This is a genomic window from Xenorhabdus sp. SGI240 (assembly GCF_040081915.1).
GTDB classification, from domain to species: domain Bacteria; phylum Pseudomonadota; class Gammaproteobacteria; order Enterobacterales; family Enterobacteriaceae; genus Xenorhabdus; species Xenorhabdus bakwenae.
Map to the genome: position 1 here is coordinate 1 of NZ_JBEBMB010000121.1, position 7,005 is coordinate 7,005.

At 38.8% G+C, this 7,005-nt stretch carries 6 protein-coding genes and 2 pseudogenes; 1 reads left to right on the plus strand and 7 read right to left on the minus strand.

Annotated features, from left to right (window positions below; genetic code table 11):
• Positions 1-191: 191 nt before the first annotated feature.
• Positions 192-614 carry a hypothetical protein gene (locus ABLA76_RS16775; protein ID WP_348988800.1) on the plus strand — a complete coding sequence of 141 codons (423 nt, stop codon included), beginning with the start codon at positions 192-194 and terminating at the stop codon, positions 612-614.
• 34 nt (positions 615-648) lie between these two features.
• Here ABLA76_RS16775 and ABLA76_RS16780 read toward each other — a convergent pair whose 3' ends face one another.
• The 7 genes and pseudogenes from ABLA76_RS16780 to ABLA76_RS16810 form a co-directional block, all read right to left on the minus strand.
• Positions 649-870 carry a hypothetical protein gene (locus tag ABLA76_RS16780; protein WP_348988801.1) on the minus strand — a complete coding sequence of 74 codons (222 nt, stop codon included), beginning with the start codon at positions 868-870 and terminating at the stop codon, positions 649-651.
• A gap of 117 nt (positions 871-987) precedes the next feature.
• A pseudogene (locus tag ABLA76_RS16785) lies at positions 988-1,640 on the minus strand (DUF6444 domain-containing protein); the annotation flags it as partial.
• A gap of 218 nt (positions 1,641-1,858) precedes the next feature.
• Complete coding sequence (locus tag ABLA76_RS16790; protein ID WP_348988802.1) at positions 1,859-3,082, minus strand: hypothetical protein; 1,224 nt, start codon at positions 3,080-3,082, stop codon at positions 1,859-1,861.
• A 223-nt stretch (positions 3,083-3,305) separates the two neighbouring features.
• Positions 3,306-5,264, minus strand: coding sequence for a chorismate-binding protein (locus tag ABLA76_RS16795; protein WP_348988803.1), 1,959 nt, complete (start codon positions 5,262-5,264; stop codon positions 3,306-3,308).
• Positions 5,265-5,288: 24 nt separating this feature from the next.
• Positions 5,289-5,918: an isochorismatase family protein gene (locus ABLA76_RS16800; RefSeq protein ID WP_348988804.1), complete on the minus strand. Its 630-nt coding sequence runs from the start codon at positions 5,916-5,918 to the stop codon at positions 5,289-5,291.
• Positions 5,919-5,937: 19 nt separating this feature from the next.
• Complete coding sequence (locus tag ABLA76_RS16805; protein ID WP_348988805.1) at positions 5,938-6,723, minus strand: 2,3-dihydro-2,3-dihydroxybenzoate dehydrogenase; 786 nt, start codon at positions 6,721-6,723, stop codon at positions 5,938-5,940.
• 59 nt (positions 6,724-6,782) lie between these two features.
• Positions 6,783-7,005: pseudogene (locus ABLA76_RS16810) on the minus strand (IS982 family transposase); the annotation flags it as partial.

The following is a 7,005-nucleotide window of genomic DNA, read 5'->3' on the forward strand; positions in this document are numbered from 1 at the left end:
CGCTGAATATGAGATTTGATGTATTGCAATTAGAAAAGGTAATTTAACCAAAGGGTTCAGTGTGTTTTTAAAACTTATACCTAACGGATTTAACTTAAATGTTAAGTTTACTTTTTTCGTTATTGAATTAATAATGAAAATAGTTAAATTAGAACGCATTTAATGTATTATAAAATGGATTAGAGAAAGCAATGAACGACACTGATGAAAGCGATAACAGCAAGAAAAATAAAAAATATGCTAATTATTTTATTCCTTACAAAACTACGTATGATTTACGTTTAAGTAAAATGGAACCAAATTTAATAAACATACTGATGCAGGTTCAAGGTTATGAATATGGTTTTTTTACCGTATTAGGTGTCCGCCCTTTATCTCAACGAAGTGACAGAAAAAGTAGTGCTATCTATGTAGTTAGGTGTCGGTGTGGTAAATATGCCGTCAGGACATTAAAAGCAATCAAAAACCTTAATAACGTTAATGACATGTGTGAACATTGCCATCACCTATTTAATCTCAGGCGTAAAGAAATTTTTCGCACGACAGGAAAAGATGTGGATTTGTCAGAACTAACAGGAATTCAAGATAAAAACCCTTTAGAAATTAAAGGATAAGGAAACAGTGTCGCATTTTGGAATTGAATTCGCCTTAAACTGCAAGCAGTATTTCTGCGTTAAATATTGTAACCGATTTCATCACGCCATAAGCTAATCGTAAGAGTTTACGCATTACTGCACAAATTCTGACTTTCCCTCCTTTATGGCGTACTGACATCGTATGTCGGTAACCTGTTGGTTTTGCACTGCCACAGTGTCTTTCATACTCAACACTGCTATGAAAGTCAGGAAATTGACGAAGTGCACTGGCCAACCGCCTGTCCAAACTCAGGAACAGCCTTACTCTGATGTGTTTAAGCTGCTTCCTACCTAATTAATATATGGTTGGTGAATGGCTACATCTTCCGTGCTCCACCACCGACAGCAGTCATTGTTCACCCCGCTGGGAACTTGTCCCAAAGCAAATTTTTCGCATGATCACACTGCCACGCAGGCACCGTTCCGCCTCATTGTTGGTCAACGGGATGTCTTTATGACGGAGAAAAACCCATAACCTCGTTTCATGCCTAAGAAGATAAGCATACCTTCCGGCATAGTGGGACGCCGGAACCTGTTCCCCCCTTTTTCAGCCAGCTCACCAGACTTTTCCTCAGTCTGGAAAGACGGTTACGCCAGTGCATTTCGTCTATTTCCCTGCTTTCATACCGATGCCGGGTACGAAAGATACTGTGGCAGAGCAACACCAGCCATCGGGCAGACAACGTACCACCGTATCCGTGTCTTTCAGTGCGCTCAGTGGTTGGCGATGCCCTGCGTGGCCTGGTTGAGCGCCAGCCGGATTTGGGCGACGAGGGCGTTGAGCTTTTGCCGTTCAGCCCTGGCTTGAGGCGTATCGCTGGACGGAGAACATGAGGAATTACGCGAATTCTGAGCCAGGTGGTCTTCGTATTCACGGAGTTTGGTCCAGAGTTCCCGGATAAGGGCATTAGCTTCGCTGATGTTGCTCACCTCAGGTGGTTCAGCGGTAAAGTGCTTTTTTTGGCGAGAAAGATGCCTACTATAGCAACTGACCGCCTTTTTCAGAAATTGCACTTATCATGCGAATCCAAGTTAAATAAATATTCCATATCTAAAAGTTACTATAATAAAAAATAACATACTAATAAATCATAATTGAAAGATAATATATTTTGTGATTTTATTACACAATAAAAAATACAACTTTAATTCATATAATAAGCTACCATCTTGATGATCAAGTTTTGGTGGCTTATTAGGCTTGGGCGAATTCAAGGCTTTCATTAATTTAAGTTATGTATTAAACAACTACCTTCCCATATAGTAAATACTGATATATTGAATAATAAAAATTTAAAAATAAATCCAGATCTATTTTTTTGCAATATACAGATAATCCTAAATAGGAAAAGTGTTGTTGGTAAAATAAAAATAGATATAAATGTTAGCTTGTTGTAATATAATGTTATAGCAAGAGGAACAGTTAGTGCAATTATTGTTATTGACAAAACATTTAAAATCACAAGTAAAATATTTTTTTCTGATATACAAAAAGACTTAAATAATCCAAACATCGGCATATGCAAAGAAATCATTGTATGTAAAAGCACTGATGTTTGAAACATGAGAATTACATGAGAAAACGCAACAAGTAAAATAATAACTGAAAAACTTAATCCAGAGGATTTTAATAATGAAAGTATTAAAAGTGTAACAATTAAAATAATAAATAAATTTATTCTTTGATTTATATATTTCAGTCCAAACAAATAATAAAATGATATCATTCCGATATTGAATTTAAATCCTTTATTTGGGGTAATTAATTTTAGGGGTTTTATTTTATTTATTTTTTTGGAAAAAGCAAATGGAAATTTTTTAACTTTATAAATACATACATACATTGCTATAAATGAAAGTATTTTTATGATGAATGATGATGTAATGGATATTACAAAAGGAATGAATAATGAAAATAAAAAAACAATTAAACAAGAGAATTGTGAATAGAGGAAAACTAATTGAAAAAATAAAAAATATATCATTAACGATAAAATTATTATTGATCTTTTAAAAACAACAATATTGCCTACATCTCCTTCATGACCAAATAACATTGCTGCAAAAAATGGTATAAAAATGGGAATATCAATAATGAATAGTAAAGATAAGTTTAATGAATTTATAATATTTTTACTAATTGGTAAGGTATCTAAAAAATTCTGATAATTTCCTCCACTAATACCTTTTGTCTGAATGCTACAAATGATAATGAATGAAATTGATAATAAAAACCATATAAATAGCACATGATAAATATTATGATCATCAGTTAGCGCTAAAATAGGAGTGGCTAACAGGCGCATCTGTAATAAAAATGGCATTGCCATAGGAGAAATAATTAAAAGAAAAAACAGTGTGATATTCATACGTTTTTTAAGTATTTCAGATGTGACATCCGAATAGTATCGGAGACGAAAAAGTAAAAGTGTAATATAAACTCTCATTTATTTATCCTATATTGGTGCGATTGTTGGTCATGCTCAAAATAATTAGATATGATGATAAACCCCCTGCTTTTTATATAGATAAGATATGGCTAAAGTTGATGTAGTTTGTCGTTACTGTCACAAAGCAGAGGGAGTTAATGGGTATGGAAAAAGCAGCAGTGGGCATCTGTCAAGATTTATTAAAGCACAACATTACATCAGAAGAAATTGTAAGATGATTCTAAATTGCGTCAAATTTTTCTGCCGTTGACTTTTTTCTTAATGAGTTTTGTATAAGCCACTGATAGATAGGAAATGCATTTTGTGTTAAAAATGACTCGTTATGAAATTGAATTGAGGCGACATTATTTGACGATAATGCAATAATTTCATTAGAAACAAATCGTTCTAAATGGATAGTTTTGTTATACGTTGTGCTATACCAAAAAGGCTCATAATGCATGGCAGAAAAGCTATTATAGAAAGCAACACAATGTTTTTTCCCCTGAATTGATACCTGATATTGACTGCCCTGACGACTTTTGGACAAACGTATAATTGGGATGCCAAGTTCAGCGCAAATGAGTTGATGCCCCAGACACGTGCCAATTAGCGGATGTTGGGAACGCAATTGTTGCGCAATAACTTGTCGAGCAATCCGAATTTTTTCGAGTTCCAGGTTTGTAGGGTCACCCGGTCCCGGGCCGATGAACACAATGTTGTTACTGGTCTGTAGCAATTTGCACTGACTGTCATACCAAGGAACAATTGTGATAGAGCAACCTGCTCTTCTTAGCTGATAGGCGATCATTTCGGTGAAATTATCTTCCATATCAATCAGGATGATCTTGCTGTGAGGCAGGATCACCCTGTTTTGTTTCATCTTTCCCAGCCAGAATGCGGATGTTTTCTCATTGCGTTGTGCCAAAAGTTGGTTTGCTCTGCTATACAACTTTGCGGATATTTCCGTTTTTGGCGAGCCTGCCGATGTTGTCGCAACATCAAAGAAAGAATGCATCAATCCCTGCAACTTAGCGCGTGTTTCGCAGGCTTCATTATGTGGTACGGAGCCCCTGACGATGGTCGAACCTGCCATCAAGCGGAAATGCCCCTGTGAGCTGATATCCGCAGTACGGATCACGATTGCAGAATCTAGATAACGTTTTTTGTCGTTATTACCAATAATAGCAATAACACCGCTATAATAGCCACGACCTCGCTGTTCATGGCGTGCAATGACTTTACAGGCATTTTCAATTGGGCTACCCGTGACTGCTGGAGCAAACAGCGATTGCTGGATAATTTCCTTCAGTCCCCTGTCAGACTCACCATTAATATAGTATTCTGTGTGGGCGATATGGGACATCGTCTTGAGTTTTGGACCGGATACTTGGATATCGCGTTGACAAATGCTGCTCATCATTTTGAGTTCTTCATCAACTACCATGAATAATTCGTCGCACTCTTTTTTATTCTGTAAAAAATTACACAACGCACGCTCTAAATGCTGAGACTTAGGATATCTGAATGTACCGCTGATGGGGTTCATCGAAACAGATGGTTGGTTAACCTTAATATGTTGTTCGGGTGTACTGCCAATAAAATAGCGGTTACCAGTATAGAATATCCATGTCCAATAAGCTCCGCATTCTGACTGTACCAATCGTTTAAATAAACTCAGCGCGTGTCTGGTACTGAAATCATCAAGATCAGCTTCTAGACTGCGTGAAATAACGAAATTACTGCCTTCCCCTGCGCTGATTTCCTGATTTATTACGGTATCAACAATCTCACCGTACGCTTGATCATCGAGATCGAAACGAAGATTCTGCGGCTGAATATCGTAATTGGTGATGGCTGCCATAAACTGGTTAACAGGATAATATGCCAGTTTATCAATGTGCATAACAATCACTTGTTCATGGTCGTCAATGCAGGAATAACCCTTTTCCTTTAATTGATTAAAAGGGAGCAGCACCAACTGCGATACCTGATGGATGTTAGCATCCGTCGGGGTATCGAGGGGTAAATCAGAGAGGGAAGGAAATTGCTCAATATTGCCTTCAAGGAATAACACCGAATCAGCCATATCAACTTGCGGACGATAAATACAAGCAAAGGGCCGATCGAGATTGGTGATATAAACTGGGAGTTCAGCGATATTGCAAGCGGCGAGTGCTGTTTCATTGATAGATAACATTATTATTTCCTTTAATACAGGATGTTATTCTAAAATGTTGATGAGCTGTTGAGTGGATAACACTACGGAACAAGTTTCTGCTGCCAGCTCTAGCGCCAAGCGATGTTTTTCAGCAGAAAAATCAGCAACAGCATCAGCTATGAAAAAAGTTTCTATGTCATTCGAGTAAGCTTCCTGTGCTGTGCACAAGCAGCCGATGTGAGCATAAACACCGCATATGATGAGCTGATCGCGTTTCAGGCTGTGCAACGTAGACAACAGTGAGGAATTGAAAAACGCGCTGTAACGCCACTTGGTTAAAACCTGTTCACCTTCTTGGGGGGCTAGTTGTGAGATAATCTGTTTGTGTTCGTGGCTGGCCCGCATACCTGGTCCCCATAGACTTTGCAGCAATCCTCGCTGTTGGGGAGTCATATCTCCCGGTTGAGCAGAATAAAACACGGGGATTTGCAGGTGCCGGGCAACCTTCAGCAAATGACACACATTATCAATAACCTGTGCTACAGGTGATGTATTCTCCGTAAAAAAATTGAGAAAATAATGCTGCATATCATGGATGAGCAATGCTATACGTGTGTAATCAGCCTGCCAGTTTGCAATGGATATCGGTAATAAGTATTCTATAGGTAATGGATAGGGAGATATTTTTTTCATTCTGCTTTCCTTTTAAAAATTAACAACTTCCTAGGGCAGCGCCGCCATCGACCAGTAATGTTGAAAGTGTGGTTTGGCCTGACTCTTCGCATAAGTAGAAACAGACTGCCGAGGCGATCTCATTCGCCGTTGCGATCTTGTTGAGCGGAATACCAATACGAAATTGTTGCAGATTGCCATTGAGTGTATTTTTCTGATCTCGTTCGTTCTGCCACATACCCCGCAGCATAGGTGTGTCGGTAGACCCAGGGGCAACAACATTACAGCGGATACCATAAGGTGCAACTTCTAACCCCAGTGCATAAGTAAATGTTTGCGCTGCGGCTTTTGATGCGCAGTATGCCGCCATCATTGTCCGAGGTACACGCGCTGCGTTAGATGCGATGGTCACAATGCTGCCTTTCCGCTGTTTCATCATCATATTGGCCGCATGGCGGCTAACGTTAAACACACCGGTTGTATTGACTGCAAAGGTTTTTTCCCAATCCTGAAGGGATGTCTCGGTAACAAAAGAGTGACATAATACGCCTGCGCCATTGACCAAATAACCCACCGCTCCCAACTGATGACTCAGTGTGGCAAATACTTTTTCAACACATTGATCATTAGCTACATCAACGGGAAAACCCATAATTGGTTGCGTATATTCGCCTTTTAGCTTGGCAACCAGAGATTCCAGCGCTTGTGACTTATTATCCAATAGCGCTAATGAAATGCCTTCTTTTGCCAGTGAACGGGCTATAGCCTCACCAATCCCCCCACAAGCGCCAGTAATGACGGCAATATAATGTTTATCAAAGGTCATTTTGTTGTAGCTCTTTCCAGTAGTGTAATGAAATAAGTAATATAACGTGATGCTCGACTTTAACATCCTATAACGTTGGCTTGTTGAAGCCAGTCGCGTTGATTTTTACCTTGTTTAAAATTGGCAAAAATACCCAACGTGTGAGAAAGCCGTTTTCTGGCAATTCGATTACTCAAATGCCACAAATCCCGGGCCCAACACTTCTCGATAGCAAATTGTCCGGCGAGGTGACCACTAACGGTTTCAATTAAACGGCGTTTGGCATTGATCATTTGTCTCGTT

Excerpts from the sequence above, each read along its gene's own strand:
- ABLA76_RS16800 (WP_348988804.1), bottom strand. The coding sequence starts at position 5,918 with ATGAAAAAAATATCTCCCTATCCATTACCTATAGAATACTTATTACCG.
- ABLA76_RS16805 (WP_348988805.1), bottom strand. The coding sequence starts at position 6,723 with ATGACCTTTGATAAACATTATATTGCCGTCATTACTGGCGCTTGTGGG.
- ABLA76_RS16795 (WP_348988803.1), bottom strand. The coding sequence starts at position 5,264 with ATGTTATCTATCAATGAAACAGCACTCGCCGCTTGCAATATCGCTGAA.
- ABLA76_RS16775 (WP_348988800.1), top strand. The coding sequence starts at position 192 with ATGAACGACACTGATGAAAGCGATAACAGCAAGAAAAATAAAAAATAT.
- ABLA76_RS16790 (WP_348988802.1), bottom strand. The coding sequence starts at position 3,082 with ATGAGAGTTTATATTACACTTTTACTTTTTCGTCTCCGATACTATTCG.